21 protein-coding genes are annotated in these 25,298 nt (G+C 71.4%); 10 read left to right on the forward strand and 11 right to left on the reverse strand.

The genetic code is table 11. From position 1 onward, the window contains the following. Window positions 1-7: 7 nt before the first annotated feature. The 4 genes from ACIOD2_RS02870 to ACIOD2_RS02885 are packed head-to-tail and all read right to left on the reverse strand — an operon-like array spanning window position 8 to window position 4,494. Window positions 8-1,483 carry a flavin-containing monooxygenase gene (locus ACIOD2_RS02870; RefSeq protein WP_400533499.1) on the reverse strand — a complete coding sequence of 492 codons (1,476 nt, stop codon included), beginning with the start codon at window positions 1,481-1,483 and terminating at the stop codon, window positions 8-10. After that, on the reverse strand, window positions 1,480-2,331 hold the full coding sequence (locus ACIOD2_RS02875; protein ID WP_400533501.1) for an SDR family NAD(P)-dependent oxidoreductase: 852 nt from the start codon (window positions 2,329-2,331) through the stop codon (window positions 1,480-1,482). The genes ACIOD2_RS02870 and ACIOD2_RS02875 overlap by 4 nt, the downstream gene beginning before the upstream one ends. Then, window positions 2,315-3,205: an alpha/beta fold hydrolase gene (locus ACIOD2_RS02880; protein ID WP_400533503.1), complete on the reverse strand. Its 891-nt coding sequence runs from the start codon at window positions 3,203-3,205 to the stop codon at window positions 2,315-2,317. Before ACIOD2_RS02880 ends, ACIOD2_RS02875 begins: the two co-directional genes overlap by 17 nt. Continuing rightward, a complete protein-coding gene (locus tag ACIOD2_RS02885) occupies window positions 3,202-4,494 on the reverse strand; it encodes a cytochrome P450 (RefSeq protein ID WP_400533505.1) in 1,293 nt (430 codons plus the stop codon). Before ACIOD2_RS02885 ends, ACIOD2_RS02880 begins: the two co-directional genes overlap by 4 nt. A 100-nt stretch (window positions 4,495-4,594) precedes the next feature. Here ACIOD2_RS02885 and ACIOD2_RS02890 point away from each other — a divergent pair, with 100 nt between their 5' ends. Next, a complete protein-coding gene (locus ACIOD2_RS02890) occupies window positions 4,595-5,182 on the forward strand; it encodes a TetR/AcrR family transcriptional regulator (protein WP_400533507.1) in 588 nt (195 codons plus the stop codon). On the opposite strand, the gene ACIOD2_RS02895 is transcribed toward ACIOD2_RS02890, so the two are convergent. Beyond that, the gene (locus tag ACIOD2_RS02895; protein ID WP_400533509.1) at window positions 5,160-6,218 is read right to left on the reverse strand and encodes an amidohydrolase family protein; all 1,059 of its coding nucleotides are present in this window, start codon (window positions 6,216-6,218) and stop codon (window positions 5,160-5,162) included. The genes ACIOD2_RS02890 and ACIOD2_RS02895 overlap by 23 nt on opposite strands. Before the next feature lie 61 nt (window positions 6,219-6,279). On the opposite strand from ACIOD2_RS02895, the gene ACIOD2_RS02900 reads away from it, so the two are divergent. From ACIOD2_RS02900 to ACIOD2_RS02915, 4 genes are all read left to right on the forward strand, one after another. Continuing rightward, window positions 6,280-6,822, forward strand: coding sequence for a TetR-like C-terminal domain-containing protein (locus ACIOD2_RS02900; RefSeq protein ID WP_400533511.1), 543 nt, complete (start codon window positions 6,280-6,282; stop codon window positions 6,820-6,822). An 11-nt stretch (window positions 6,823-6,833) separates the two neighbouring features. Next, window positions 6,834-7,253, forward strand: a complete 420-nt coding sequence (locus ACIOD2_RS02905; RefSeq protein ID WP_400533513.1) for a cupin domain-containing protein — start codon at window positions 6,834-6,836, stop codon at window positions 7,251-7,253. 163 nt (window positions 7,254-7,416) lie between these two features. Next, entirely contained in the window at window positions 7,417-8,601 is a 1,185-nt protein-coding gene (locus ACIOD2_RS02910; protein WP_400533515.1) for an acyl-CoA dehydrogenase family protein, read from the forward strand. A gap of 101 nt (window positions 8,602-8,702) precedes the next feature. After that, entirely contained in the window at window positions 8,703-9,746 is a 1,044-nt protein-coding gene (locus ACIOD2_RS02915) for an alcohol dehydrogenase catalytic domain-containing protein (protein WP_400533517.1), read from the forward strand. Window positions 9,747-9,755: 9 nt separating this feature from the next. Here the strand turns inward: ACIOD2_RS02915 and ACIOD2_RS02920 are convergent, their stop codons facing one another. After that, window positions 9,756-10,730, reverse strand: a complete 975-nt coding sequence (locus ACIOD2_RS02920) for an SEFIR domain-containing protein (protein WP_400533519.1) — start codon at window positions 10,728-10,730, stop codon at window positions 9,756-9,758. Window positions 10,731-10,976: 246 nt separating this feature from the next. Here ACIOD2_RS02920 and ACIOD2_RS02925 point away from each other — a divergent pair, with 246 nt between their 5' ends. The 5 genes from ACIOD2_RS02925 to ACIOD2_RS02945 are packed head-to-tail and all read left to right on the forward strand — an operon-like array spanning window position 10,977 to window position 17,604. Beyond that, the gene (locus ACIOD2_RS02925) at window positions 10,977-11,570 is read left to right on the forward strand and encodes a TIR domain-containing protein (RefSeq protein ID WP_400533521.1); all 594 of its coding nucleotides are present in this window, start codon (window positions 10,977-10,979) and stop codon (window positions 11,568-11,570) included. 3 nt (window positions 11,571-11,573) lie between these two features. Beyond that, on the forward strand, window positions 11,574-13,208 hold the full coding sequence (locus tag ACIOD2_RS02930; protein ID WP_400533523.1) for a CATRA system-associated protein: 1,635 nt from the start codon (window positions 11,574-11,576) through the stop codon (window positions 13,206-13,208). Then, window positions 13,205-13,864, forward strand: coding sequence for a hypothetical protein (locus ACIOD2_RS02935; RefSeq protein ID WP_400533525.1), 660 nt, complete (start codon window positions 13,205-13,207; stop codon window positions 13,862-13,864). The genes ACIOD2_RS02930 and ACIOD2_RS02935 overlap by 4 nt, the downstream gene beginning before the upstream one ends. After that, window positions 13,864-16,992, forward strand: coding sequence for an ATP-binding protein (locus ACIOD2_RS02940; protein WP_400533527.1), 3,129 nt, complete (start codon window positions 13,864-13,866; stop codon window positions 16,990-16,992). The genes ACIOD2_RS02935 and ACIOD2_RS02940 overlap by 1 nt, the downstream gene beginning before the upstream one ends. A 51-nt stretch (window positions 16,993-17,043) precedes the next feature. After that, a complete protein-coding gene (locus ACIOD2_RS02945) occupies window positions 17,044-17,604 on the forward strand; it encodes a dihydrofolate reductase family protein (RefSeq protein ID WP_400533529.1) in 561 nt (186 codons plus the stop codon). Window positions 17,605-17,646: 42 nt separating this feature from the next. Here the strand turns inward: ACIOD2_RS02945 and ACIOD2_RS02950 are convergent, their stop codons facing one another. The 5 genes from ACIOD2_RS02950 to ACIOD2_RS02970 all read right to left on the reverse strand — a co-directional run bounded on the left by ACIOD2_RS02950 (window position 17,647) and on the right by ACIOD2_RS02970 (window position 25,202). Next, window positions 17,647-18,438, reverse strand: coding sequence for an Asp23/Gls24 family envelope stress response protein (locus tag ACIOD2_RS02950; protein WP_400533531.1), 792 nt, complete (start codon window positions 18,436-18,438; stop codon window positions 17,647-17,649). Between the two features lie 159 nt (window positions 18,439-18,597). Then, window positions 18,598-19,578 carry a 3-oxoacyl-ACP synthase III family protein gene (locus ACIOD2_RS02955; protein WP_400533534.1) on the reverse strand — a complete coding sequence of 327 codons (981 nt, stop codon included), beginning with the start codon at window positions 19,576-19,578 and terminating at the stop codon, window positions 18,598-18,600. Continuing rightward, window positions 19,575-21,431 carry a ThiF family adenylyltransferase gene (locus ACIOD2_RS02960; RefSeq protein ID WP_400533536.1) on the reverse strand — a complete coding sequence of 619 codons (1,857 nt, stop codon included), beginning with the start codon at window positions 21,429-21,431 and terminating at the stop codon, window positions 19,575-19,577. The genes ACIOD2_RS02955 and ACIOD2_RS02960 overlap by 4 nt, the downstream gene beginning before the upstream one ends. Before the next feature lie 337 nt (window positions 21,432-21,768). Further along, window positions 21,769-22,986 carry an SGNH/GDSL hydrolase family protein gene (locus ACIOD2_RS02965; protein ID WP_400533539.1) on the reverse strand — a complete coding sequence of 406 codons (1,218 nt, stop codon included), beginning with the start codon at window positions 22,984-22,986 and terminating at the stop codon, window positions 21,769-21,771. After that, window positions 22,983-25,202, reverse strand: coding sequence for a beta-glucosidase (locus ACIOD2_RS02970; RefSeq protein WP_400535387.1), 2,220 nt, complete (start codon window positions 25,200-25,202; stop codon window positions 22,983-22,985). The genes ACIOD2_RS02965 and ACIOD2_RS02970 overlap by 4 nt, the downstream gene beginning before the upstream one ends. Window positions 25,203-25,298: the final 96 nt, after the last annotated feature.

Below are 25,298 nucleotides of genomic sequence, written 5' to 3' on the forward strand. Positions count from 1 at the left end.
GGCGGCGTCATGCGCCCAGTCTGCCCGTTCGGGCGGGCCGCCGCGAGAACCTGAGCGCGCCGTCGTCGATCCGGCCGTGCCGCAGCTTGACGACGTCGTGGGCGTAGCTCATGCCGAGCGTCCACGGGGCCCGCGAACCGGCCTTCGGGAACTCCTCGATGGACCGCAGCACGTACCCGGCGTCGAAGTCCAGCAGCGGCCGCTCGGTGACGGCCGGGTCGTCGTTCACCGGGACGGCCTGGTCCTGCCCGGTCCGGTCGAGGTGGCGCAGCAGCCGGACGACGTACTCGCCGACGAGGTCGGCCTTGAGCGTCCAGGACGCGTTCGTGTAGCCGATCGTGAACACGAAGTTCGGGACGCCGCTGAGCATCATCCCCTTGTACGCCATGGTTTCCGGCAGCTTGACGACGTGCCCGTCGACGGCCAGCTCGATGCCGCCGAAGGCCAGCAGCCGCAGCCCGGTGGCGGAGACGACGACGTCCGCCTCCAGCTCGTCACCGGACTCCAGCCGGATCCCCGACTTCGTGAAGCCGGCGATCCGGTCGGTGACGATCGAGGCGTCACCGTGCTTGATCGAACGGAACAAGTCGCCGTCCGGCACCAGGCACAGGCGCTGGTCCCAGGGCTGGTACTTCGGCTTGAAGTGCGTGTCCACGGCGTAGCCGGGCGGCAGCTGCTTCATCGCGGCCTTGCGGATCATCGCCTTGACGACGCCGGGACGGCGGCGGCTGAGCTGGTAGATCAGCGTGCTCACGGCGACGTTCTTCCAGCGCGCGATCGGGTAGGCCAGCTTCGGGCCGAGCAGGCTCCGCAGCCGGTTGGCCAGCGCGTCCTCCGACGGCAGCGAGAGGATGTAGGTGGGGGAGCGCTGCAGCATGGTGACGTGCTCGGCGCGGTCGGTCATCGCCGGGACGAGCGTCACGGCCGTCGCGCCGCTGCCGATGACGACGACCTTCTTGCCGGTGTAGTCCAGGTCCTCGGGCCAGTGCTGCGGGTGCACGACGGTGCCGCCGAAGTCCTCGACGCCCGGGAACTGCGGGGTGTGGCCGCCTTCGTAGTCGTAGTAGCCGCTGCACAGGTACAGGAACTTCGCCGTGAACCGCACGGGTTCGCCGCCGTGGGTGGCCTCGACCGTCCACTGCCCGTCCTCTGTGGACCATTCCGCGCGGACCACCTTGTGCCCGAAGCGGATGTGCCGGTCGATGCCGGCCTCGGTCGCGGTGTCCCGGACGTACTGCAGGATCGACGGCCCGTCGGCGATGGCCTTCTCGCTGGTCCACGGCCGGAACCGGTACCCGAGGGTCTGCATGTCCGAATCGGACCGCACGCCGGGGTAGCGGAACAGGTCCCACGTGCCGCCGATGGCCTCGCGGGCCTCGAGGATCGTGTACGTCTTGCGCGGGAACGCGGAATGGAGGTGGTGGGCGGCACCGACACCGGACAGGCCGGCCCCGACGATCAGCACGTCGACGTGCTCGGTCATTTCACGGCCTCCGTCTGCCGGGCACGCATGCGGTTCTGCAGGCGCGAAAGCACGGCGTGGTAGTGGGTCGGGGTGACGCGGGTGAGCGCGTCGAACAGGTAGGCGTCCGGCCCGACCAGGATACGGGCCTTCCCGCGGTCGACGCCCGTGTGGATGATCTCCGCGGCCCGTTCGGGGGACGTCATGGTCATCGCCTCGAACTGCGCGGCCATCTCGTCCTTGGACCTACCGCGGCCCTCGGGGTCACGCCGCATCCGGGCGTTGCGCGCGATGTTCGTGGTGATCCCGCCCGGGTGGACGGTGATCGCGCGGACGCCGGTGCCCCGCAGCTCGTGGCGCAGCGAGTCGGTGAAGCCGCGGACGGCGAACTTCGCCGCGCAGTAGGCGCTCTGGTACGGCATCCCGGCCAGGCCGAACACGCTGGACGTGTTCACGATCGCGCCCTCACCCTGCTCGGCGAGGACCGGCAGGAACGCCCGCGTGCCGTGCACGACCCCGCGGAAGTTGATGTCGTGCAGCCAGTCGTCGTCCTCGGGCACCGCGTCGAGCACGGTCGACGTCACCGCGACGCCGGCGTTGTTGAACACGGCCGCCAGCGGCGCCGGCAGCCACGCGCGGACCTCGTCGGCGAAGCGGAGCTGGTCGGCCGCGTCACGGACGTCGAGGACCCGGGTGAGCACGGTCCCGCGCAGCCCGGACGCGGTGGCCTTCAGCCCGGCCTCGTCGACGTCGGCGAGTGCGACGGGGGAGCCGAGCGCGGACAGGCGGGTGGCCAGCGCCCGGCCGATGCCGGACGCCGCGCCGGTGATCACCACCGGCCGGCCGGCGAGGCTACGGGGCCGTGACATCGCTGCTCCTCACGTGGCCGTCGATGAGGTCGAGCAGCTTCGGCCAGGCACCTTCGGGCAGGTCGTGACCCATGCCGCGGACGGTTTCGAGGCGGGCGCCGGGAATCGCGCGGGCGGTGGCGGCACCGCCGGTGGGGTGCACCATCCGGTCGCGGTCGCCGTGGATCACCAGCGTGGGCGCGGTGATCTTCTTCAGCCACGCCGTCCGGTTGCCGGACTTGAGGATCGCACCGAGCTGACGGCCTACGCCGCCCGCCGTCGGGTCGCGGTCCCAGCCCGTCCCGGCGCGTTCGCGCACGTGGGCCTCGTCGAAGGGGAAGCCGTGCGAGCTGATGTGCCGGAACATCTTCACGGCGCTTTCGACGGCCTCTTCGCGCGACCTCGGCGGCTTTCCGCCCATCAGCCGCAACGTCGAGAACGCCGGGCGGCCGAGCAGGCGGGACCCGGTCGTCGACATGATCGACGTCAGGGTCCGCACGCGCGCCGGGTGCAGCGCCGCCACCGACTGGGAGATCATGCCGCCCATCGACACCCCCGCGAGGTGCACGCGGTCCAGGCCCAGCGCGTCGAGCAGGCCCACGGTGTCGGCGGCCATGTCCTTCAGGTCGTACTGCTCCGGTGGGAAGCGGCCGGCGAACATCGCGGGCAGGCTCGACGGCCGGAACCGCGGGTGCGTCGAGCGTCCCGCGTCGCGGTTGTCGAAGCGGACCACCTCGAACCCGCGCCCGGCCAGCTCGGCGCAGAACGCGTCCGGCCAGCTGTGCAGCTGCTGGCCCAGCCCGGCGACCAGCACCAGCGGCTCGGCGCCGGTGTCTCCGATGCGTTCGTACGCCAGGGAAATCCCCCGGCCGACGTCGGCGATCTGCTCGTTCACGCGATTCCTCCCCGGCGGCGCACGACCGCGCGCCCGCCCTTGGCCGGAGCGTAGGCGACGCCCCGGGAATGCCAGCGCTCGTCCGCCTCGACGGTCGGTTCGAGCGTGAAGTCGCGCAGCAGGGTGCGCAGGACGACGGTCATCTCCATGGTCGCGAACGCGGCGCCGAGGCAGCGGCGGGTGCCGCCGCCGAACGGGATCCACTGGTAGAGATCCGGGCGGGCGCCGACGAAGCGGTGCGGGTCGAACGTCGCCGCGTGCGGGAAGAGCGCGTCGTCGTCGTGGATCAGGGCGATGCTGACGAGCACGACGTACCCCTTGGGCAGCGTCCACCGGCCCAGCCGGAAGCCGTCCTGTTTCACCTGCCGGGCGGTGAGGTCGATGACCGGGCGGGTGCGCTGCACCTCGAGGATCGTCGCGTCGAGGAGCTTGCCGTCGTCGTTGCCCAGTTCTTCCAGCAACGCCGGGTGGCGGCGGAGGCGCTCGACGGCCCAGGCCAGCGTCGTGGCCGTCGTTTCGTGCCCGGCGGTGAGCAGGGTCAGCAGCTGGTCGGCGATCTCTTCGCGGCTCAGCCCGGAGCCGTCGTCGTAGCGGGTCTGCAGCATCATGGAGAGAACGTCGTCGCCGTCCGGGCGGGCCTTGGCGATCAGCCGGTCGACGATCGCGTCGTACTCGCGCCGCATCCTCTCGAACCGCCGCCACGGGTTCCAGCGGCCCTTCTTGGAGATCGGCAGCACGGCCAGCCGCGAGCCGAGCGTCACGAACGGCGGGAGCAGGGCGCGCAGCTCGGCGAACTCGGCCCCTTCGGCACCGAACACCGCGCGCAGGATGGCGTTGAGGGTGATCCGCATCATCGACGGCAGCGTCGCGAACGCGCGGCCTTCCGGCCAGCTCGCCAGCTCCCGGACGGTCTCCTCCTCGACGATCTTCTCGTACGCGGCGAGGCGCCGGCCGTGGAACGGCGGGACGAGCATCTTGCGCTGCCGCCGGTGTTCCTCGCCCGAAAGGGCGAACAGCGACCGCGGGCCGAGCACCCGCCCGAGGTTGACCTCCTGGTTGTCGACCAGCTCGGCCCCGGCGGTGAACAGCTGCTTGACCTCGGCCGCGCCGCTGATCACGACGGCGTTGCCGAAGATCGGCACGTTCACCGTGAAGGCGTCCCCGTACTTCTCCCGCAGGCGGCGCATGCCGCGCAGCGGGCTGGTCAGCGCGTAGGCGCCCTGGACGGCGCGGGGCACCGTCGGCCCGGGTGGCAGCGTCACGGGCCCTGGGCTTGTCACGGTCGTCATCGACTCTCCCGACTGACTGGTGGTACGCGAGCGTACCGTCGGTACGGTACGCCGGGGTACCATCCGGTTTCAAGAGGATCCCGCGCCGAGGAGGTATAGCGTGACCACGGTGACGACGGTGGACACCGGCCAATTCCGGCAGCGGCTGCTCGACGGCCTGGCCGCCTCGATCACCGAGGCCGGGTTCCGCGAGACCACGGTCGCCGACGTCGTCCGCCGCGCCCGCACGTCCCGCCGGACGTTCTACGAGCACTTCTCCGGCAAGGAAGAGTGCTTCATCGCGCTGCTGGCCGATGCGAACCGGGACATGATCCGGCAGATCTCCCAGGCCGTGGACCCCGGCGCGCCCTGGGCCGAGCAGGTGCGGCAGGCGATCGAGGCGTGGATCGCCTGTGCGGAAGCCGAACCCGCGATCACGCTCAGCTGGATCCGCGACGTCCCCGCGCTCGGCGCCACGTCACGTGACTTGCAGCGCGAAGCGATGGAGGGGTTCATCGCGTTGACTCAGCGGCTGACCGACACCGCCGAGATGCGGGCGGCGGGGATCAAGCCGCCGTCCCGGCAGCTGTCGATCATGCTCCTGGGCGGGCTGCGCGAGCTGATCGCGACGACCGTCGAGGACGGCGGCCGGGCCGGCGACGTCACCGAGCTCGCGGTGCGCGCGTCTATCGCCCTGCTGGGTCCTTGACCTCGGTACCGGCGCACCAGACGCGGGTGATCGCGCGGGTGGCCCGGATGTCCGCGATCGGGTCGCCGTCGATCAGGACGAGGTCCGCCCGCAGGCCTGGCTGAACGACGCCGCGGTCGTCGAGCCCGAAGTGCTTGGCGGGCAAGACGGTCGCCGCACGCAGGGCGTCCACTGTGGACAGTCCGGCGGCGACGAGCAGCTCGAGCTCCTCGTGCAGGCCCGCGCCGTGCGCCACCTTGGCCGGCACACCCGGCTCGTTGTTGGCGTCGGTCCCGGCGAGGATGGGCACCCCCGCGCGGTACAACGCGGTCACCGAGGCCTTCGCCCCCTCGTAGAGCTGGGGCCGCCCGGCGGTCGCGGACACGCCCTTCATCATGACCAGGGTCGGCGCGGCGACCCCGGCGCGGGCGACGTCGTCCGCCGTGATCGGGGCGCCCAACGGGGCGTGGGTGAGGATGTCCACACCCGCGTCCAAGGCCATCGTGTACGCGCCGGCGGAGGTGGCGTGCGCGACGACCAGCAGCCCGGCTTCGTGCGCGGCTTCGGTGAGCGCGCGGGCGGCGGGGAGCGCCGGGCCGCCGCGACCGGGCGCCTCCAGGACGATCTTCAGGTAGTCGGACCCCGCCGCGACCCTGGCGGCGACGAAGTCCTTCGCCTGCCCGGGGTCGGTGACGACGGCGTCGGCGGGCATGCCGGGCATCCGGGCGTGCACCCCGCCCGGCCCGATCGCCGGGAGCCCCGCGCTGCGGATGTCGGTCAGTCCCGGCTGGTTCCGCAGGGAGGCGAGCAGCTCGGGCGAGAAGGCGGCCATGTCGAGGGCGGTCGTGACGCCGTGGCGTGCCAGCTGTTCGAGGTTCTCGCGGCTGTCCAGGTGGATGTGGGCGTCGATGAGCCCGGGCAGGAGGACACCGCCGTCGATGGTCTCCGCGCCCGCCGGATCGTCTCCGATGAGGCCGCCGTCGATCACGACGGTGCGCGGCTCGGTGAGCCCGGTGCCGTCGAAGACCCGGACGTTGGTGAGGGCTGTCCTGCTCATGTGACACTCCCGATAAGGAACGGTATCGTTCACTAAGCACGGTACACGGAGAGGAACGGCGATGCCGGACACACGGCGGCGAGGTGACGAGCTGGTGCGGGCGATCTACTCGTCGGCGCTGGCCGAGCTGGCGGAGTCGAGCTTCGAGGAGCTGAGTTTCGAGAAGATCGCCCTGCGAGCCCACACCGGGAAGGCGGCGCTCTACCGGCGCTGGTCGACGACCGCGGATCTCGTACTGGCCGCCTTGACCGACCCGGCCGCCGGCTTCGGCGAGACCCCGTCACCGCGCACCGGCAGCCTGCGCGGGGACCTGATGGTGCTGCTCGGCGGCTTCGCCCGGGTGCTGGACGAGCCGCACGGCCGCGCGCTCGTCCAGCTGATCACTCAGCGGCAGCGGTACCCGGCGCTGTTCGAGAGGGTCCGCGACCTCGTGTTCCGGCCGCGGCAGGAGCTGATCCAGGAACTGCTGGGGGAGGCCGGCACCGCGCGGCTCGCCGCGGTCGGCCCGCGCCTGGTCCTCGTCGCGCACATCGAGTCCGGCCCGGTACCGGCGGCCGAAGTCGAGGCGATCGTCGACGAGGTGCTGCTGCCGTTGGTCGGCTAGGTTCGGAAGCCATGGAGAGTGACAACACCCAGAGCGTGTTCGACGTCCTCGCGGAAGCCGCGGCGCTGCCCGAGACCGCCGAGACCATGCTGGTGGACAAGTACTTCGTCGACAAGGCTTCGGCCAGCGCCCGGATCTTCCGGATCTACCGTGAAGTCCCGCTGCACTACCACGAGGAGTGCGACGAGCACCTGTACCTGCTCAGCGGCCGCGGCACGTTCCACCTCGACGGCGAGGAGTTCGAAGCCCGCCCGGGCCTGTTCCTGGCCTTCGAGCGGCGCAAGGTCCACGGCTTCCCTCGCATCACGTCGGAACCCCTCGTCGTGCTGGCGATCGACGTGCCCCGGCGCAGGCCGGACGACATCGTGTTCGTGGACCCCTCGGCGGGGGACGCGAAGAGCTTCATGGCGCGCAACGCCGAGGATGGCTGACCGGTTCCCAGCGCGCGGACGTCCGTTGACACCCACGGAGCGTCACGGTGTACTCGGGATCATGGACGGCAGCCCCTTCACCCGCTGTACCGCCTGACCCACCCCATCCCGAACGCACCCCGCGCACGCGGGCTCCTTGTCATGCCCGAACGAAGGAAACCCCATGACCACAACGGAAAACTGGATCGCGACGGCGAAGGACGTCGCCGCGAAGCTCGCTGTCGACGCCGTCGAGCGCGATCGCGGCAACGCCACGCCGTACCAGGAAGTCCAGCTGCTCAAGGACACCGGGCTGGTGACCCTGCTCGGCCCCGCCGAACACGGTGGCGGCGGCCAGACCTGGGAAACCGCCTACCGCGTCACGCGCGAGATCGCCCGCGCGGACGGCTCGATCGGGCAGCTGCTCGGCTACCACTACCTATGGGCCTGGGCGGCGCGGCTGGTCGCCACCGACGACCAGATCGCGGCCGTCGAAGAGCTGTACACCACCAACAACTTCTTCTTCGGCGGCGCGGTCAACCCCCGTGACTCCGACCTCACCATCACCGAGGACGGCGACGAGATCGTCTACAACGGACACAAGTCGTTCTCCACCGGCAGCAAGGTGTCCGACCTGACCGTGCTCGAAGGCATCCTCGAAGGGACCGAGGACCACGTCTTCGCGATCGTACCGTCCAAACAGGACGGGATCGTCTTCCACGACGACTGGGACAACCTCGGCCAGCGGCTCACCGAGTCCGGCAGCGTCAGCATCACCGACGTCCGGGTGCCGTGGGCGAGCGCGGCGGGCTACGTCGACCGGAAGTTCCACCCGCTCACGTACAACACGCTCAACGTCCCGGCGATCCAGCTCGTGTTCACCAACTTCTACCTCGGCATCGCCCAGGGCGCCCTCGAAGCCGGGCTGGCCTACACCCGCGAGCGCACGCGGCCGTGGCCGTACGGCGGCGACGACAAGGACGCCGCCGTCGAGGAGTGGTACATCCTCGACGGCTACGGTGATCTCCAGGCCAAGCTGTGGGCGGCGGAGGCCCTCACCGACAAGGCCGGCGCGGCGATCTCCCGGGTGCTGCACGCGCCGCGGGAGGAGCTGACGCCGGAGGCCCGCGGCGAGCTCGCGGTGCTGATCGCCGCGGCCAAGCAGCGCGTGATCGAAACCGGGCTGGAGATCGGGACCAGGATCTTCGAGCTGACCGGCGCGCGGGCGAGCGCGGCCAAGTACGGCCTGGACCGGTTCTGGCGGAACCTCCGCACCCACTCGCTGCACGACCCGGTGGCCTACAAACGGCGTGAGGTCGGCGTCTACGCGCTGCGCGGCGAGGTGCCCGAGCCGACCTGGTACACCTGAGCCGCAGTCTCATATTGCGACAGCCGGGCGGCCGCCACCGTCCTACGTTCGGTGGGCGGCCGTGCCCGGACGCGGGTGCCGGGCGGTCGCCGGAGGCGACGATGAAGGCTCTGGTCTACCACGGTCCGGGCGCGAAGGCCTGGGAAGACGTCCCGGACGCGGTCGTCCAGGAGCCGACCGACGTGGTCGTGCGGGTCGACACGACCACCATCTGCGGCACCGACCTGCACATCCTGCAGGGCGACGTCGCGGCGGTGACCGACGGCCGGATCCTCGGCCACGAGGCGGTTGGCACGGTGACGGCGGTCGGGGACGCGGTCCGGGCGTTCGCCGTCGGCGACCGGGTGCTCGTCCCGGCGATCACCCAGTGCGGCCGCTGCGAGTACTGCGGCCGCGGGATGCCGTCGCACTGCCAGACGGTCGGCGGGATCGGCTGGATCTTCGGCCACCTCATCGACGGCACCCAGGCGGAGCTGGTGCGCGTGCCGTTCGCGGACACGTCGCTGTACGCGGTCCCGGACGACGTCACGAACGAGCAGGCGATCTTCCTGGCCGACTCGCTGCCGACGGGCTACGAGGTCGGCGTCCTGGCCGGGCGCGTCCGCCCGGGCGACACGGTGGCGGTCGTCGGCGCGGGCGCGGTCGGCCTGTCGGCGATCCTCACGACCGGCCTGTGGGGCGCGTCGAAGGTGATCGCGGTGGACTCCAACAAGTTCCGCCTGGAGAAGGCCCTCGACTTCGGCGCGACGGACGCGATCGAAGCCGGCCCGGACACCCGCGCCGACGTCCTGGCCATGACGGACGGCCTCGGCGTCGACGTCTCGATCGAGGCGGTCGGCTACCCCCAGACCCTGCAGACGGCGGCGTCCCTGGTCCGCCCGGGCGGCCGCATCGCGAACATCGGCGTCCACGGCGTGCCGGTCGAGCTGCCGATGCAGGAGATGTGGATCCAGAACGTCACCCTGACCATGGGCCTGGTGGACACGGTCTCGATCCCGACACTGCTGAAGATGGTCTCCTCGGGCCGCATCCCGGCGGAGAAGATGGGCACGCACACGTTCACCTTCGGCGAGATGGACGAGGCCTACGAGGTCTTCGCCAACGCGGCGGCGAACTCGGCGCTGAAGGTGGTCATCACGCCCTGACGGCGGCACCTAGGTCATGGTCGGGTCGCCCCACGCCAGCTCCGGCGGGCGGCCCGCCCGTGGCCGGATCCCGACGGCGGCACCGCCGAAGGGCGAAGCGGTCACGCCGGGGCGGGACATCTCCAGCCGCAGCCGCGACGCCCCGGTGACGTCGAGGTCGATCGCCGCCGGTTTGCCGCGCGCCACCTGGTGTTCGGACTGCGGGGCGCCGTCGAGGAAGACCTGGAAGTGCCCGACCTGGAACGGGTCGGCGGCGTCGTCCAGCACGCCGACCACTGCGGTCAGCCGGTGGTACTCGCCGCCGAGGTCCATTTCGACGAACCCGCCGGAACCGGTGGCGGGGGCCACGGGCCGGAGCACGATGCTGTCTTCGTAACGGATTCCGCCGATCAGCGCGCTGTCGCGGCGGACTCCGTTGCTGGCGACGACCCACGGCAGCTCGTTGACCGGCATGCGCTGACGCTCCCGGGAGCCGCCGCGCCAGGCGCCCCGCCGCGGCATCGAGTACTGGCCGTGCCCGGTGATCGCGGCGAGCAGGTCGGCGATCCCGGCTTCGGTGAACTCGTCGACGTGGTACCTCGTCGTCGAGTGGCCGTTGAGGAAGGCCGGGATCTCCTCGACCGACCGCCCGGGCAGGATGACGGGCAGCATGCGTTCGGTTTCCCGGCGCAGGTCCCGGGTCAGGTTGTCCCGGATGATCGCCGTCTCGAACTGCGCGCCCCGGCCCTCGTCGGCCGCCGCCTCGCCGTCGGCCCGGCGCTTGTAGTCGGGCGAGGCGATGACCAGGATGAAGTCCGCCTTGGTGAGCTGCTCGACGGCCCACAGTGACCAGTCCCGCCGTCGGTTGTCGTACCAGGCGTCGAGGTGCACGTCCAAGCCGATGGCCGCGCGCAGGAACTTCGCGAACCGCTGCACGAGTTCCTTGTGCTCGGGGGTGTCGTGCGAATAGGTGACGAACACCCGCGGCGCCTCGCGGTCGGACATCGGCGCTCCTTCGAGTCGGTCGGTGATTCACCGATCGGTGCATTTTTCGACAACACCACGGAGGCGTGAGCCCATTCACGCCAGTGCGTCATGTTTCCGTGGTACCAGAGTTTGTCAAGGCCGGGTTTTCGATCATCTTCCGGCGTGGCCAGTAATTGTCCAGAATCTGTCAGGTTTCTCGTCTTCTTCGCCGGTGTGCAGCCGATCTAGGCTGTGGTCCGCCTGGTGGGGAGCGGCGAGGGAGCGATGCCACGCGTGTACCAGTACGACGTCTTCATCAGCTACCAACGCTCCAGCAGCGACATATCCGCGTGGGTCAGGAATCATTTTCACCGCCGCCTGTCCGAGTCGCTCGACAACAACCTCTACCGGGACGTCCGGATATTCTTCGACGACCAGATGCGGGCCGGGACGAACTGGCCGTCGGAGCTGCGGTCGGCGCTGCAGCGTGCGCGCGTCCTGGTACCCGTCTGTTCCCCGAAGTACTTCAAGGACGAATGGTGCCTGGCCGAATGGCACTCGATGGCGAAACGGGAGGAACTGGCCGGGCGCACCTCACCCGGCGGGCCGCGGCAGCTGATCTACCCGGTCATCTACTGCGACTCCTGGAACTTCCCCGACTTCGCCCACGAGCGGCGCATGCGTGACCTGCAGCAGTGGAACTTCCCCTACGAGCACTTCCAGACCGCACCGGCCTACCTGGAGTTCCACCAGGAGATCGGCAGGATCGCCAAGGAGCTGGAGGAGCTCATCGAGCTGGCGCCGGAGTGGCGGGCCGACTGGCCGGTGCTCACCCCGGCCGCCGACCCGCCGGTGCCGGCGCGGATCCCGAGGTTCTGACGGATGCCCGGGTCGGTGTTCACCTTCTACTCGTACAAGGGCGGGGTGGGGCGCAGCTTCGCGCTCGCCAACATCGCCGTGCTGCTGGCCCGCTGGGGCAACCGGGTGCTGTGCCTGGACTGGGACCTGGAGGCGCCCGGCCTGCGCGAGTACTTCCGCGACCTGCTGCCCTCGGCACCGCCGGGCGGCGTGGTCGACCTGGTGGACGACTTCCGCGCCGGCCGGTTCGACCCCGCCGCGCACGTGCTGCGGCTGCAGGGGGTGAAGACCCTCGACTTCATGGCCGCCGGGCGGGACGATCCGGGTTACGTCCGGCAGGTGCAGGACATCGACTGGGAAGCCCTGTACGTCGAGGGGTTCGGCGACTACCTCGAACGGTGCCGGGAGCGCTGGACGGACGAGTACGACTTCGTCCTCATCGACAGCCGCACCGGGATCTCCGACATCGGCGGGATCTGCACCGCGCACCTCCCGGACCACCTCGTGGTGCTGTTCACGGCGAACCTGCAGAGCGTCCGCGGCGCGGTCGACCTGGCGCGGCGCGCGGACGTGGCGCGCAACCGGCTGCCCTTCGACCGGCCGCGCCTGACCGTGCTGCCCGTCCTGTCCCGGTTCGACAACCGCGAGGAGTACGACCGGTCGGAGAAGTGGCGCCGCATCTGCGCCGACGAGACCGGCGAGCTGTTCCGGACGTGGCTCGACCAGCGGGTGGACGTCGACGCGATGTCCCGGCACCTGACGCTGCCCTACGTTTCGTACTGGAGCTTCGGCGAGCAGCTGCCGGTCGTGGACGAGAAGACCCCGAGCGCGGACCAGATCGGCTTCGCGCTGGAGACCGTCGCAGCGGTGGTCGCGCACCGGATGGACCGCACGGACCTGCTGGCGGGCAACCGCGACGCCTACGTCGCCGCGGTCCGCGAGAGCCGGCGCGAGTTCGCCCACGACGTGCGCGTGAGCATCCCGCGGACCGCGAGGTCGGTCTCCGACGCGCTGGTCGCGGAGCTGGAGACGCACGGGATCAAGGTGGTCAAGTCGTACTCGGGAGAGCGATCGCTGCTCACCAAGCCCGAAGACGAAGCCCGCCACCTGTGCCTGGTCGTCGACGGCCAGGTCAGCCGCTGGCAGTCGGCGGAGGTCGAGCTGTTCCTGCACCAGCCACTCGGTCAGGACCGCCGGGTGATCACGGTCCTGACCCCGGGCACGGAACCGAACGCCTTCCCCGCGCACGTCGGCAACCTGCGGTACCTGCGCCTGGGCCCCACGCGCGGCCCGGCCGAGGTGGCCCGCGAACTGGTCGGCCAGCTGAAGGGGGTCACCCCGCTGGTCGACGCCGAGGACGTCGACCTCGTCGCGTTGCTGCGGCAGGCCGCCGACTCGCGGCTCCGACCGTCCAGGTGGGACCTGGTCGACGAGCTGGTGCACGACCTGCGCGCCGCGGTCGGCGCCGGCGACGACGCCCGGGTCCGGGACCTCGCCGCCGACCTGACCCTGGTGATCAAACCCCGGTCCCCGGCCGGCGACCGCCACCACCCCGCGCCGGCGGAGACCCGCAAGGCGATCGGCTGGCTCCTGCGCGTCCTGGACGTCCGGGCGCAAACCACGTTTCAGCACACGAACCACCGGAAGGATCTCGGATGACCGACCGCTTGGGACACAAGCAGACCGCGGCGATGTTCACGCTGATGGTGCTGGGCCGGGAGGTGCCCAACCCGGAACTGCAGGAACTGGTGGGCTTCACCCTGACCGGCAAGGAGCGCACCCAGCTGAAGGACAGCGGGTACATCACCAGCGAAAAGATTGGCCGCCCGTTCGTCCACCAGCTGACCGACCGCGGCTGGGCCTGGTGTGAAGACGAGCTCGCGGCGGGGAGCCCGCCGCCGCCTCGCCCGCAAAGCGTGCTGTGCTCCTCGATGTACGTTCTTCTCGGCGGCCTGCACGGCTACCTGCGGCGGGAGAAGCTGCGCCTGGCGAACATCTTCGAGGCCGACCCCGGGCCGGAACCCGAGTCCGAGCCCGAACCGGATGTCGTGGTCGAGGATCTCGAGGGCCGAATCCGCATCGCCTACCGGGAACTGGTCAAGGAACCCCGCGGCTGGGTCGGGCTGGTGGACCTGCGGCCGAAGCTCGGTGAACCCGCCGACGAGGTCGACGCCGTGCTCAAGGAGCTGAGCGCCGCCGGGAAGATCCACCTGGTGCCGGAGGACAACCGCAAGGCCCTCACCGCCGCCCACCACGAGGCGGCGATCCGCATCGGTGGTGAGGACAACCACCTGCTCTCGATCGAGGTGCTGTGATGGACGAACTAACCGCGTTGGCGGCGCTGAGGTTCGACTGGGCGGACACCCCCGACCACGTGTGGCGGGATTCGCCGTACCACGTCGACGGTCTGCACGCCGATGCCCTCGCCGCCCTCGACACGGGCATCCGCGACGCCACGGCCAGCGACGGTCCCAGCCCGATCGGGCTGGTCCTGCGCGGGCTGAAGGGCGTCGGCAAGACCCACCTGCTGGGCCTGGTCCGCCGGCACGTGCACCGGGCGCGCGGCTACTTCTTCCTCGACGAGGTCACCGCGGCGGACGCGTTCTGGGACAACACGGCCGAAGCGTTGCGACGGGGACTGTCCCGGCCGGACGAGACGGGCGAGTCGCAGCTGAAGGCCTTCCTGCTGCGGGTGTGCCTGCGCGCGCATGTCAATGCCGAGGTCACGACCAGGCTCCGGCTGGGCAAGGGCGTGACCGTGGACGACATCGACGCCTTCGTCGAAGGGGTGGCCTCCCTCGACGGGATGGTCGCCGACGAATGCGAGGACACCGCCCGGGCCCTCGTGCTTCTCGCGAGCCGCGACCGCAGTGCCCGGTACGTCGGCGAGGACTACCTCGACGGGGACGACGAACTGACGTCCGACGCCAAGGATTGGGGGATCCGGCCGCGGCCGAAGCCCGCGCGCGCTCTGGTGCACGAGATCACCCGGCTGCTCGCTCTCACCGGCCCGGTCGTGATCGCCGTGGACCAGCTCGACACCCTTGTCGCGCGGTCGATGCAGCTCACCCAGCAGATCGGGGACAGCGCAGAGGAAGACCTGCTGGTGGCTCAGATCGCCGACGGGCTGATGGGGCTGCGCGAAGTCACCCACAAGACCCTGACGGTGCTGGCCTGCCTGCCCAGCACGTGGGAGCAGATCAAGACGAAGGCCGCCGGCACCGTGCCCGATCGCTTCCGCGAGTCGGTGACGCTCGGCCGGATCACCGATGCCCAGCTCGGCCGGGCGTTGGTGGAAAAGCGGCTCGGCGTCGCCTACCAGAGCATGGGGTTCACCCCGCCGCACCCGACCTGGCCGATCGCGCCGGAAGCCTTCACCGGGCCTTGGGAGCAGTGGACTCCACGAGAACTGCTGAAGCGCATCGGTGCCCACATCGACACGTGCCTGCGCTCCGGCCGGGTCCGGGAGCTCACGTCCTTCGACGAACAGGCTCCGGTACCGGTCGCACCTCTGCGGACCGTGGTGCAGCCCGACCAGTTCGCCGACCTCGACGCGGAGTTCGAGCAGCTGAAGGCGGAAGCGGACCCCGAGAAGCTGCGCAACGAGAAGACCGAGGACAAGGTCATGCCCGACCTGCTGTCGGCCGCGTTGCGGAGCTGGATCACCGAGGTCGGCGACGACAACCTGGAATGGGTGTGCGAGCACCAGAACGGGCGCGGCGACCTGCACGCCTGGCTGACCCGGACGGTCGACGAGGCCTCCGATCTCCAGGAGCACTGGGGTTTCCGGGCGATCGCCGCCCAGCACCCCCGGGCCGCGCTGAGCCGGTTCCGCAAGGCCCGGTCGGCGGCGGGCCAGCGGCTGGGCGCGGACAACCGGCACCTCGTGATCATCCGGGAGCCGAAGTGGTCCTCGGGCGCGAAGACCCGCGAGGAGGTCGGTGCCTTCGAGGCCGCGGGCGGGCGCACGAAACCGTTGTCCGACCCGGACGTGCGTACGTTCTGGGCGCTCGACCGGATGCTCGAGCACGGTGGCCGCGAGCTGCACGAATGGCTCGTCGACCGGCGTCCGGCCAGCCGTTCGGACCTGCTGGCCGCGGTGCTGCCGCCGCCGTCGAACGGGCAGCGTGCCAACGGGAAGGCGCCACTGCGGACTCCGGAGAAGCCGCTGGGGCAGTCGGCCGCCGAGGGGACGCACCCGCCGCCGGCTGATGGGGAGATCACGCTCGGCACCGTTGTCGGGTCGGGGGAGCCCGTGCGGATCGGGCTTTCGGCGTTGCGCAAGCACGCCGCGATCTTCGCCGGGTCCGGGTCGGGGAAGACCGTGCTGCTTCGGCGGATCGTCGAGGAGTGCGCTCTGCTCGGGGTTTCCGCGATCGTCCTGGATCCGAACAACGACCTCTCCCGCCTCGGTGACGCCTGGCCCGAGCCGCCCGCGGGCTGGGGGCCGGACGACGCCCAGCTGGCGAAGCGCTATCTGGCGGAGACGGACGTCGTGGTCTGGACGCCCGGGCGGGCGACCGGGCGGCCGCTGGCTTTCCAGCCGCTGCCCGACTTCGCCGGGGTTCTGGACGACGCCGACGAGTTCACCGCGGCTGTCGAGGTCGCGGTGGCGACGCTGGCGCCGCAGGCTCGGCTGACCGGGACGACGGTGAAGGCCAACATCGGTTTGGCGGTGCTGCGGCAGGCCGTGATCCACTATGCGCGGACCGGGTCGCGCAGTCTGCCGGAGCTGATCGAACTGCTGTCCGATCTGCCCGAGGACGTGAGCAACCTCAACGACGCCAAGCGGATCGCGGCCGACCTGGCCGAGGTGCTCAAGGCGGCGATGGTCAACGACCCGCTGTTCGCCGGCGGCGGTGAGCCCGTGGACCCGGGTGTGCTGCTGACCCCGGCCGCGGGGCACCGGGCGCGGGTGTCGGTGATCAGCTTCGTCGGGCTGCCGGCGGAGGCGCAGCGGCAGAACTTCGTCAACCAGCTGCAGATGGAGCTGTTCGCCTGGATCAAGCGGAACCCGGCGGGGGAGCGGCCGCTCGGGGCGTTGTTCGTGATGGACGAAGCCCAGACGCTGGCCGCGTCCGGGACGTTGACGGCGAGCACGCGCAGCACGATCGTGCTCGCGTCCCAGGCCCGCAAGTACGGCCTGGGGCTGCTGTTCGCGACGCAGGCTCCGAAAGGCCTGCACAACCAGGTGGTCGGCAACGCGATGACGCAGTTCTTCGGCCGGCTCAACAGCCCGGCCCAGATCGCGGCGGCCAACGAGCTGGCGCGCGCGAAGGGCAGCCCGGTCGCGGACATCTCGCGCCTGGAGCGCGCGCAGTTCTACGTGGCGGGGGAGGCGTTCGGCTTCCGCCAGGTGGCGACGCCGCTGTGCCTGACCCACCACCCGTCGAGCCCGCTGCGCCTGGAGGAGGTGATCAGCCGGGCCCGGGAAGACGGCTGAGCCTGTCGATCCGGGCGTCGCTCGTTCGACGCACCGGTGAAGGAGGTTCTCATGTCCCCGGTGATTCTGTACATGTCGATGTCGCTCGACGGGTTCGTCACGGGCCCCGACGACCGCGCCGGCCAGGAGCTCGGCCGTGGTGGTGGACGCCTGTTCACCTGGCTGGACGACCGGCTGGGCGACGGTGTCAACGGCCGGATCTACCGTGAGGCGCTGGGCACCGGCGCGCTGATCTCGGGCCGCCGGACGTTCGAGCTGGCCGGTCGCTGGAACGGTGATCACCACGACGGCGTCCCGATCCACGTCCTGACGCACCACGTCGACTCCGGCGACGAGCCGCCCGGAAGCGCGCGGTTCTACACGGACGTCACCGCGTGCGTGACCGAAGCGGTGGCGGCGGCCGGCGACAAGCCGGTGATGGTGCACGGCGCGAGTGCGGCACAGTCCTTGCTACGCGCGGGTTTGCTCGACGAGATGGAGATCCACCTGGTCCCGGTGCTGCTCGGCGGCGGCCGCCGGCTGTTCGCCGAGACGGACCCGGTCGAGCTGGACCTCGTCCGGCGGCTGGACGGGAACGGCGTGACCCACCTGCGGTACCGGGTGCTCCGCTAGCCCGGTCCCGGGGCGCGCCCCGGGACCGAACCGTGGTGGAGGTCAGTCGGCGTCGGGGAAGTGGATGTCGGCGATGTGGACGTCGACGCCCTCGACGTCCAGGCCCAGGAACTGTTCGACGGCGTTGATCACGTCGGTCCGGATCTGCTCGCCGAGCGCCTTGACGGCGTGGCCGAACTCGATGACCAGCGAGATGGTGATGGTGGCGACGTCGCCGTCGACCGCGACCTCGACACCGTCGGCGGCGATTTCGTGCACGCCCTCGGCCTTGCGGGCGACGCGGGCCACGATCTTCACGACGACGTCGTCGCCGATCGTGGTGGCGCCACGGGTGCCGGCGGCGGGCCGGGCCGCGGCCGCGGCAACCCGCTCGGCCTCGTCGACGACGTCCGCCACCGCCGCGGCTTCGACCGGGGTTTCTTCGGTGGACGGCGCTTCCGCGACCTCGGCGGTGGCCTCGGCGTCGTCGTCGCTGTCGTCCTCGGTGTCGACGACGTCGGTGTCCTCGGTGGTCTCGTCCTCGGCGGAGTCGGCTTCCACCGCGTCTTCGTCGGACTCCTCGGTAACGGCCTCGTCCTCGAGGTCCTCGTCGGCTTCGGCTTCGTCGGAGGTCTCGGCTTCGGCGGTCTCGGTGTCGTCGGTCTCGACGGCGTCCTCGGCCGGCTCGACGGTGTCGGCCGGGGTCTCCTCGATCGCGTCGGTGTCAACGGTTTCGGGCGCGGCGGCCGTGTCCACGGTCTCGGACTCGGTCTCGGTGTGAGGGGCGGCGTACCCGCCGGGAGTGGTGGTGCCGCTGTTGGCGCGGCCGAAGATGCTGTTGATGACGTCGGACATGAATTTCCCCTTTTCGGGAGCGACGACTGCGGGTGGGGACGAACAGACGGCGCCACTATAGGGCATGAGGGTGACCTCCATCACGTGCCCCGCCATCACGTTTTCCCTTGTGTCCAAGAGATGTCCAGTACCGCGCCGCCGCCCCCGCCGGGGATCACCTCAGCCGTGGCGGAAGCAGAGAGTTCCCCACTGGAAGCCCGCCCCGATGGACGACACCACGTACGTGTCGCCCGGGCTCACCGCGCCCTCGCCGAACGCCGCGTGCAACGCCGTGAACACGCCCGCCGAGCCGGTGTTGCCGAGCCGGTCCACCGTGATCGGCGCCTTCGCCCGGGAGACGCCCAGCTTGTCCAGCGCCGCGGTGATGATGTTCAGGTTGGCTTGGTGGAGGAAGAAGTGCGTCACGTCCTCCATCGCCAGCCCGGCCTCGTCGACCGCGCGGAGGATGCTGTCCGGCAGGCAGCGGGTCGCGGTGTTCCAGACCGCGCGGCCGTCCATCTTCAGGTAGTGGTCCCGCGCCGACGCGGCGAACGCCGGGAGGCGGGACCCGCCCGCCGGGATCTCCACGTCGTACGACAGCTCCGTGCCGAAGTCCCAGCCCAGGAGCCCGGCACCCGCCGACGACGCACGGGTCAGGACCGCCGCGCCCGCCGCGTCGCCGAAGAACACGCGGGTCGTGCGGTCCGCCGGATCGGTGACGCGGGAAGCGCAGTCCGCCGCGATGACCAGCACCGTCTCGGCCGCCGACGTCTGGAGCAGGTGCGCGGCGAGGAACAGCGCCTGGACGCCGTTCGCGCACGCCGCCTGCGTGATGTCCAGCGTCAGCGCGCGGTCCGCGCCCAGCAGCTCCTTCACGATCAGCGCCGTCGACGGCAGGGGCTGGTCGTAGGTGTAGGTCCCGACGATGATCGCGTCGACGTCGCGGGCGGTGACGCCCGCGGCCGCCAGCGCGGGGTGGGCCGCCGCCACGCACATGTCCGACGTTGCGCGGTCCGGGGCGAGGCGACGGCGGACGCGGATGCCCGTGCGGCTGACGATCCACTCGTCGGAGGTGTCCAGGGTCGAGGCGAGCTCGGCGTTGGTGACCACCTCGGGCGGGAGGTGGACGCCGGTGCCCGCGACGGTGACGGGGAGGTTCACACCGCACCGCCGGCGAAGACGTTGCGGGACGGGCTGACCTGCTGGGAAAGATCGGTGTAGAACCGGCCGGACGCGCAGGGCCGGCCGAGCAGGACGCGGCGGGCCGCCTCGCCGCAGAGCGCGCCGCCGAGCGCGACCCCGGAAGCCAGCTGCGGCCAGCTGCTGAGCGTGTGCCCGAGCTCACCGAACGACGCGGCCAGCTCCGGGCTGATCCGGTCGGCGTCCACCATCGCCAGGATCAGGTCGACCTTCTGCTGGTGCCCGAGTTCGGCCAGGTCGACGGACTTCACGTCACCCAGCAGCCCGTGCAGCAGCGGGCGGTCCGGCTCGAGGTCGAAGCGCTCGACGTCCAGCATCCCGCGGTCGTTGCAGTCCATCACCACCGGGATGCCGAGGTCGCGCGCGTACTCGCGGGCCGCGATCTTGACCCACGGGGTGTCGCACTCCTCGACCAGCAGGTCCACACCGCCGTCGAAGAAGTCCTCGATGGTCTCCGGCGTCAGGCCGTCCCGCTCGATCTCGATGTCGAGGTACGGGTCGATCTCGAACATCTGGCGCGCGGTCAGCACCGCCTTGTTGACGCCGAGGTGGTGCACGCCGGCGCGCAGCCGGTTCAGGTTGGACAGCCCGAACTCGTCGAAGTCGGCCAGCTTGTACGCGCCGCCGATGCCCTCGAGCGCGAACGTCAGCGCCGCGCTGTTCCCGACCGACAGGCCGATGATCCCGATCCGCTTCGTGAGCAGCTCGCGTTGCTCGGGCCGCTCGATCCGGCCGCGGTTGCGGTCGGTGCGCACGAGCCGGAACTCCTCGCGCGGCAGCACGTGCACCAGCCGCCCCGACCACGGGTACCAGACCCAGGTGCCGTACTCCCACGCCGCGACGCCCGCCAGCTGTTCGGTCTTCTTGCGCGCGATCTCGGCGGCGTCCCGGCAGCCCGGCTCGCGGCTGCGGACCAGTTCGGTGAGCTGCTCGTCGAGGGTGTCGTGGATTTCGCGGACCTCGCCGGAGGCCAGCAGCCGGTCGAGCGCCTGGTGGTGGACCGCGGTGAACAGCACCGGGCGCCAGACCTCGCGGTCGGGCGGGGCGGCTTCAGTCAGCGCGAGCGGCGCCACACGGGGCGTCCGCGGCCGGGGGAGCAGCGGCGACGGGCCGCTCGCCGCGATGAGCGGGAACTCGTCCCGCAGCCGCGTCACGAGGTCGTGCTGCCGGCCCGCGCCGTCGAGGACGCGGTGGAACATGATCACGACGTCCTCGGTGTACTGCGGGACGTAGCGGCGGGTGCCGGGCACCGGCCGGAAGCCGAACCGCTCGTGGAACCGGTCCTGGCCGTCCTTCGTGCCGGACGTGCCGATCATCGCCCGCGCGCCGAGGTGGTGGGCCGCGCCGATCGCCAGCGCGTTGAGGTACTGCCCGAGCCCGAGCTTGCGGGCCCGGTGCTCGACGACGAGCCGGCTGTGCTCGAACACCTCGGACACGGGAATGTCTTCGGCCGCCAGGAATGCCTCGTAGTCCGCGTCGCCGAGGTAGGCCCGGGACTGGAACCGGTCGCCGGAGTCCGGTGTGGACAGCCGGATGTACCCGAGCGGCTCGCCGCCGGGGCTGCGGCGGGCGACGAAGTGCCACGCGCCGAAGTCGAGGTCCTGGTCGTCGGCGTGGGAGCCGTCCGAGCGGAGGAACGCCGGGCGGCGGCCGTGGTCGAACAGGATCCGGGCGCGCAGCTCGCGGACCGTGTCGATCTGCGTGCGGTCGCCGGCGCCCGGCCGCGGCCCGAGGAACGCGGTGACGTGCCAGTCCGGCGAGCCGGGCTGCGGGGACCACGATTCGCGCGGGCCGGGGTGGTTCAGGTGGGTCAAGGTCCGTCTTTTCTCAAGGAGTTCCGGGGGACCGGTCCGGCCGCGGCGAGCGTGGTCCGGACCAGGGCGGGCGAACACTAACAGCGGCCCGGCGGCCCGGCCCGGCGGTGCGCCGGGGTGGTCTTCCCGACCGGCCCAGCCGGGAAATCCTTTACTCCCAAGATGAGCGACGGTGCGTCACACGCAAAGCCCTCGATTGATGAAGATCAACAACAAGATCCACTCGATGGGGTGATCATGTCTCTTGCGGTGCGACGGAGAGACGAGGAAGCCGACCACAATCCACAAAGGATTGTGGTCGGCTTCACAAGCACGTGTTCACCCCCGCGGGGGAGCGTCAGCGGTGGTCGAACAGTCCATAAGGGACACTCGACGCGAGCGCCCGGTACCCGGCGGGGTTGAGGTGCAGGTGGTCGCCGACGTCGTAGGCGGGCAGGAGCCGCGCGGGGACCGCCGGATCACGGGCCACGCGGTCGAAGTCGAGCACGGCGTCGAAGTGGCCGCGGATCCAGGTATTGACCCGCTGACGAGCCGCTTCGCGCTCCGGGGTGTCGTACGGGGAGTTGCCGCCGAAGGGCGTCAACGTCGCGCCGTAGACGCGGATGTCCTTCGCGTGGGCCCGCGTGATGATCTGGTCGTAGGCGTCGATCAGGTCGTCCGCGGTCTGCGCCGCGGCCTCGGGTGCCGCGGTGCCGATGTCGTTCACGCCCTCGAACACGATCGCCCACTCGACGCCGCTCTGGGCCAGCAGGTCGCGGTCCAGCCGGGCCAGGACGTTCGGACCCAGGCCGTCCTGCAGCACGCGGTTGCCGCCCGCCGCCTGGTTGAACACGGCCGACGACGTGCGCGCGGCCAGGACGTCCGGCCAGCGGTCGTTGCCGTTGGTCGTCGAGCCGCGGCCGTCGCTCAGGGAGTCGCCGATCACCGCCACCGCCGACGCGGGGGAGAGCACCTCGACACCGCTGAGGAAGTACCAGTGGTCCACCGGGGTCGCGCCCGGCAGGTCCGGGGCGCCCGCCTGGTCACCCGTCACCAGGTACGACGTCGTGCGCGAGCCCGGGTGGGAGGTGATCGACGTCGATGCCTGGCCGTGCGCGAGGTAGGCCGTCACGGTGATGTTCTCCGCCGCCCGCACCGGGAACGGCAGCGGATCGGACACCACCTGCGCGCCCATCGGGACCGTCGTGGACGGCCTTCCGTGGAACGTGACCGGCACCGAACTGCCCGGGACCAAGCCCGGAACCCCGGCGTGACCGCCGACCGGCCGGGCCGCCGACACCGCCGTCAGCGGCAGGGGAGCGCCGCCGAAGGCGTTCGAGAACCGCAGCCGGATGCGCGGGCCGCCCACGGAAACGTGGACGGTCTGGCGCAGTGTCGTGTTGTCGAGGACCCGGTCCGCGCCGGTGAACGGGGCCGGGGGCAGGTTCCCCGGTTCGGTCAGCTGCGGCATCGACGTCCAGGTCGCCACCCACTGCGACGAGGGCGGCCGGCCGGACGCGCCGACGAACAGCGCCGTCAGCGCCACCAGCACGGCGATCACCAACGGCCGCTTCACGACGAGAACTCCGGCGCCAGCACGCGCTCGAACCCGACCTCCCGGCGGGGCCCGGACAGGGTGCAGTGCAACGTCGAGACGATCCGCTCGCTCGACGTGCCGACGCGCAGTTCGACGTCACCCGGCTCGACCAGGCGACGGCCCGCGCGGCCGGTGTAGGACGTCAGGTCCGCGTGCAGCCCGATGTCCAGCACCCGCGTCTCGCCGGGGGCGAGGTCGACCCGGCGGGCGGCGATCAGCTGACGTTCCGGGCGGGCCACCTCGGCGACCGGGTCGTGCAGGTACACCTGGACCACCTCCGACGTCGGCCGGTCGTGGTCGTTGCGCAGCGTCACCCGGACCCGGCAGGTGCCGTCGGTCGGCCAGAGCGAACCGGTCGCGCTGACGTCCTGCCAGGTCGCCGGCGCGTAGGAAAGCCCATGGCCGAAGGGGAACAGCGCGGTCGGGTCGACCGTGCTCACCTCGCTGCGGCGGGCCAGCGGCGCCGCCAGGTACGTCGAGGGCTGGCTCGCCCCGGCCGCCGGGAAACCGACCGGGAGCCGTCCCGAGGGGTTGATCCGTCCACTGAGGACACCGGCGAGCGCGGGCCCGCCCTCTTCGCCCGGGTAGAAGCCGCAGACGATCGCCGCCAGCCGCTCGGCCTGCCGCGACAGCTCGTACGGCCGGCCGGAGAGCAGGATCAGGATCACCGGCTTGCCCGTCGCCAGCAGGGCTTCGAGGAGCTCTTCCTGACGGCCGGGCAGCCGCAGGTCGGGTGCGTCGCAGCCTTCGCCGGACGTCCCGCCGCCGAACAACCCGGCCCGGTCGCCCAGCACCGCGACGCAGACGTCCGCGGCGGCCACCGCCGAGACCGCCTCCGCGATCCCCTCGTCGTCCCCGCCGGTCACCGGGCAGCCCAGGGCGTAGGTGACGTCGTGGTCGTCGCGCAAGGCCTCGGCGACCGTCGGCACCTCGATGCCGAACGGGACGTCGGGGTGGTGGACGCCGACGTGCAGCGGGAACGAGTAGCAGCCCATCATCGCGCCGGCCGCGTCCGCGCGCGGGCCGACGACGGCGACCTTGCGCCCGGGAGCCAGGGGGAGCGTGCCGTCGTTGTGCAGCAACACGATCGAGCGCTCGGCGACCTCCCGGGCCAGCGCGCGGGACTCGTCGTCGTCGAGGTCGACCTCCTCGGGCACGTCCGGCGCCCAGCCCGCGTCGAGCAGCCCCAGCTCGCACTTCTGCCGCAGCACGCGTTCGAGGGCCCGGTCGACGACGGCGGCGTCGACCGAGCCCTCTTCCACCGCGGCGAGCAGCGGCTCGCCGTAGCAGTCCATGGTCGGCAGTTCGACGTCGATGCCCGCGGCCAGCGCCTGGCCGGCGGCGTCACCGCGACCGCCCGCGACGCCGTGCAGCCGGTGCAGGAACGCCACGGCGAAGTAGTCGGAGACGACGGTGCCGGTGAACCCGTAGGTCTCGCGCAGCAGGTCCGTCAGCAGGGTCGGGTCGGCGGCGGCCGGGACACCGTCGATGTCGTTGTAGGCGTTCATCACCGACCGCGCGCCCGCGTGCAGCGCCAGCTCGAACGGCGGGAGCAGGACGTCCGCGATCTCGCGCGGGCCGGCCGAAACCGGCGCCAGGTTCCGCCCCGCGCGCGAAGCGGAGTAGCCGACGAAGTGCTTCAGCGTGGCGATGACGCCGGCCGACTCCAGCCCGGCGACGTAGGCGGCGCCGATGGTGCCGACCAGGTACGGGTCCTCGCCGATGGTCTCCTCGACGCGGCCCCAGCGCAGGTCGCGGGCGACGTCGAGGACCGGGGCGAGCCCCTGGTGCACGCCGAGGCGGCGCATGGTCAGCCCGATCCGCTCGCCCATGCGGCGCACCAGGTCCGGGTCGAAGCTCGCGCCCCAGGACAGCGGCGCCGGGTAGACGGTGGCCTGCCACGCGGCGAGCCCGGTCAGGCATTCCTCGTGCACCACGGCGGGGATCCCGAACCGGCTGCTCGTGGTGATCTGCCGCTGGGTGCGCGCGAGGGTGCGGGCGCCGATCGCCGGGTCGACGGGGCGGGTACCGAACGCCCTGGTCAGCTGGCCGATGCCGTGCCGGGCGAGGTCGTCGAGGTCGATCCCGGCGTCGACGAAGTCGTGCTGGTGCGGGGCCATCTCGCCGCCCGCGTCGATGCCGACCCAGACGCCGTAGAGCTGGGCGAGCTTCTCACGCAGGGTCATCCGCGCCATCAGGGCACGGACGCGCTCGGCGGGGTCGCCGGCGGGGTCGCGCCACGGCTCCGCGGACGCGGTGTCCGGCAAGGAACCCAAGGCCTCCAAGGCATC

Origin of the sequence: Amycolatopsis sp. NPDC088138 (assembly GCF_044741685.1) — a bacterium.
Taxonomy (GTDB): Bacteria; Actinomycetota; Actinomycetes; order Mycobacteriales; family Pseudonocardiaceae; genus Amycolatopsis.

Bases quoted from the DNA above. Each gene is read 5' to 3' on its own strand.
- ACIOD2_RS02970 (WP_400535387.1), bottom strand. From the start codon at position 25,202: ATGGCGCGGATGACCCTGCGTGAGAAGCTCGCCCAGCTCTACGGCGTC.
- ACIOD2_RS02885 (WP_400533505.1), bottom strand. From the start codon at position 4,494: ATGACGACCGTGACAAGCCCAGGGCCCGTGACGCTGCCACCCGGGCCG.
- ACIOD2_RS02935 (WP_400533525.1), top strand. From the start codon at position 13,205: ATGACCGACCGCTTGGGACACAAGCAGACCGCGGCGATGTTCACGCTG.
- ACIOD2_RS02915 (WP_400533517.1), top strand. From the start codon at position 8,703: ATGAAGGCTCTGGTCTACCACGGTCCGGGCGCGAAGGCCTGGGAAGAC.
- ACIOD2_RS02945 (WP_400533529.1), top strand. From the start codon at position 17,044: ATGTCCCCGGTGATTCTGTACATGTCGATGTCGCTCGACGGGTTCGTC.
- ACIOD2_RS02940 (WP_400533527.1), top strand. From the start codon at position 13,864: ATGGACGAACTAACCGCGTTGGCGGCGCTGAGGTTCGACTGGGCGGAC.
- ACIOD2_RS02900 (WP_400533511.1), top strand. From the start codon at position 6,280: ATGCCGGACACACGGCGGCGAGGTGACGAGCTGGTGCGGGCGATCTAC.
- ACIOD2_RS02950 (WP_400533531.1), bottom strand. From the start codon at position 18,438: ATGTCCGACGTCATCAACAGCATCTTCGGCCGCGCCAACAGCGGCACC.
- ACIOD2_RS02905 (WP_400533513.1), top strand. From the start codon at position 6,834: ATGGAGAGTGACAACACCCAGAGCGTGTTCGACGTCCTCGCGGAAGCC.
- ACIOD2_RS02925 (WP_400533521.1), top strand. From the start codon at position 10,977: ATGCCACGCGTGTACCAGTACGACGTCTTCATCAGCTACCAACGCTCC.
- ACIOD2_RS02870 (WP_400533499.1), bottom strand. From the start codon at position 1,483: ATGACCGAGCACGTCGACGTGCTGATCGTCGGGGCCGGCCTGTCCGGT.
- ACIOD2_RS02875 (WP_400533501.1), bottom strand. From the start codon at position 2,331: ATGTCACGGCCCCGTAGCCTCGCCGGCCGGCCGGTGGTGATCACCGGC.
- ACIOD2_RS02895 (WP_400533509.1), bottom strand. From the start codon at position 6,218: ATGAGCAGGACAGCCCTCACCAACGTCCGGGTCTTCGACGGCACCGGG.
- ACIOD2_RS02920 (WP_400533519.1), bottom strand. From the start codon at position 10,730: ATGTCCGACCGCGAGGCGCCGCGGGTGTTCGTCACCTATTCGCACGAC.
- ACIOD2_RS02910 (WP_400533515.1), top strand. From the start codon at position 7,417: ATGACCACAACGGAAAACTGGATCGCGACGGCGAAGGACGTCGCCGCG.
- ACIOD2_RS02930 (WP_400533523.1), top strand. From the start codon at position 11,574: ATGCCCGGGTCGGTGTTCACCTTCTACTCGTACAAGGGCGGGGTGGGG.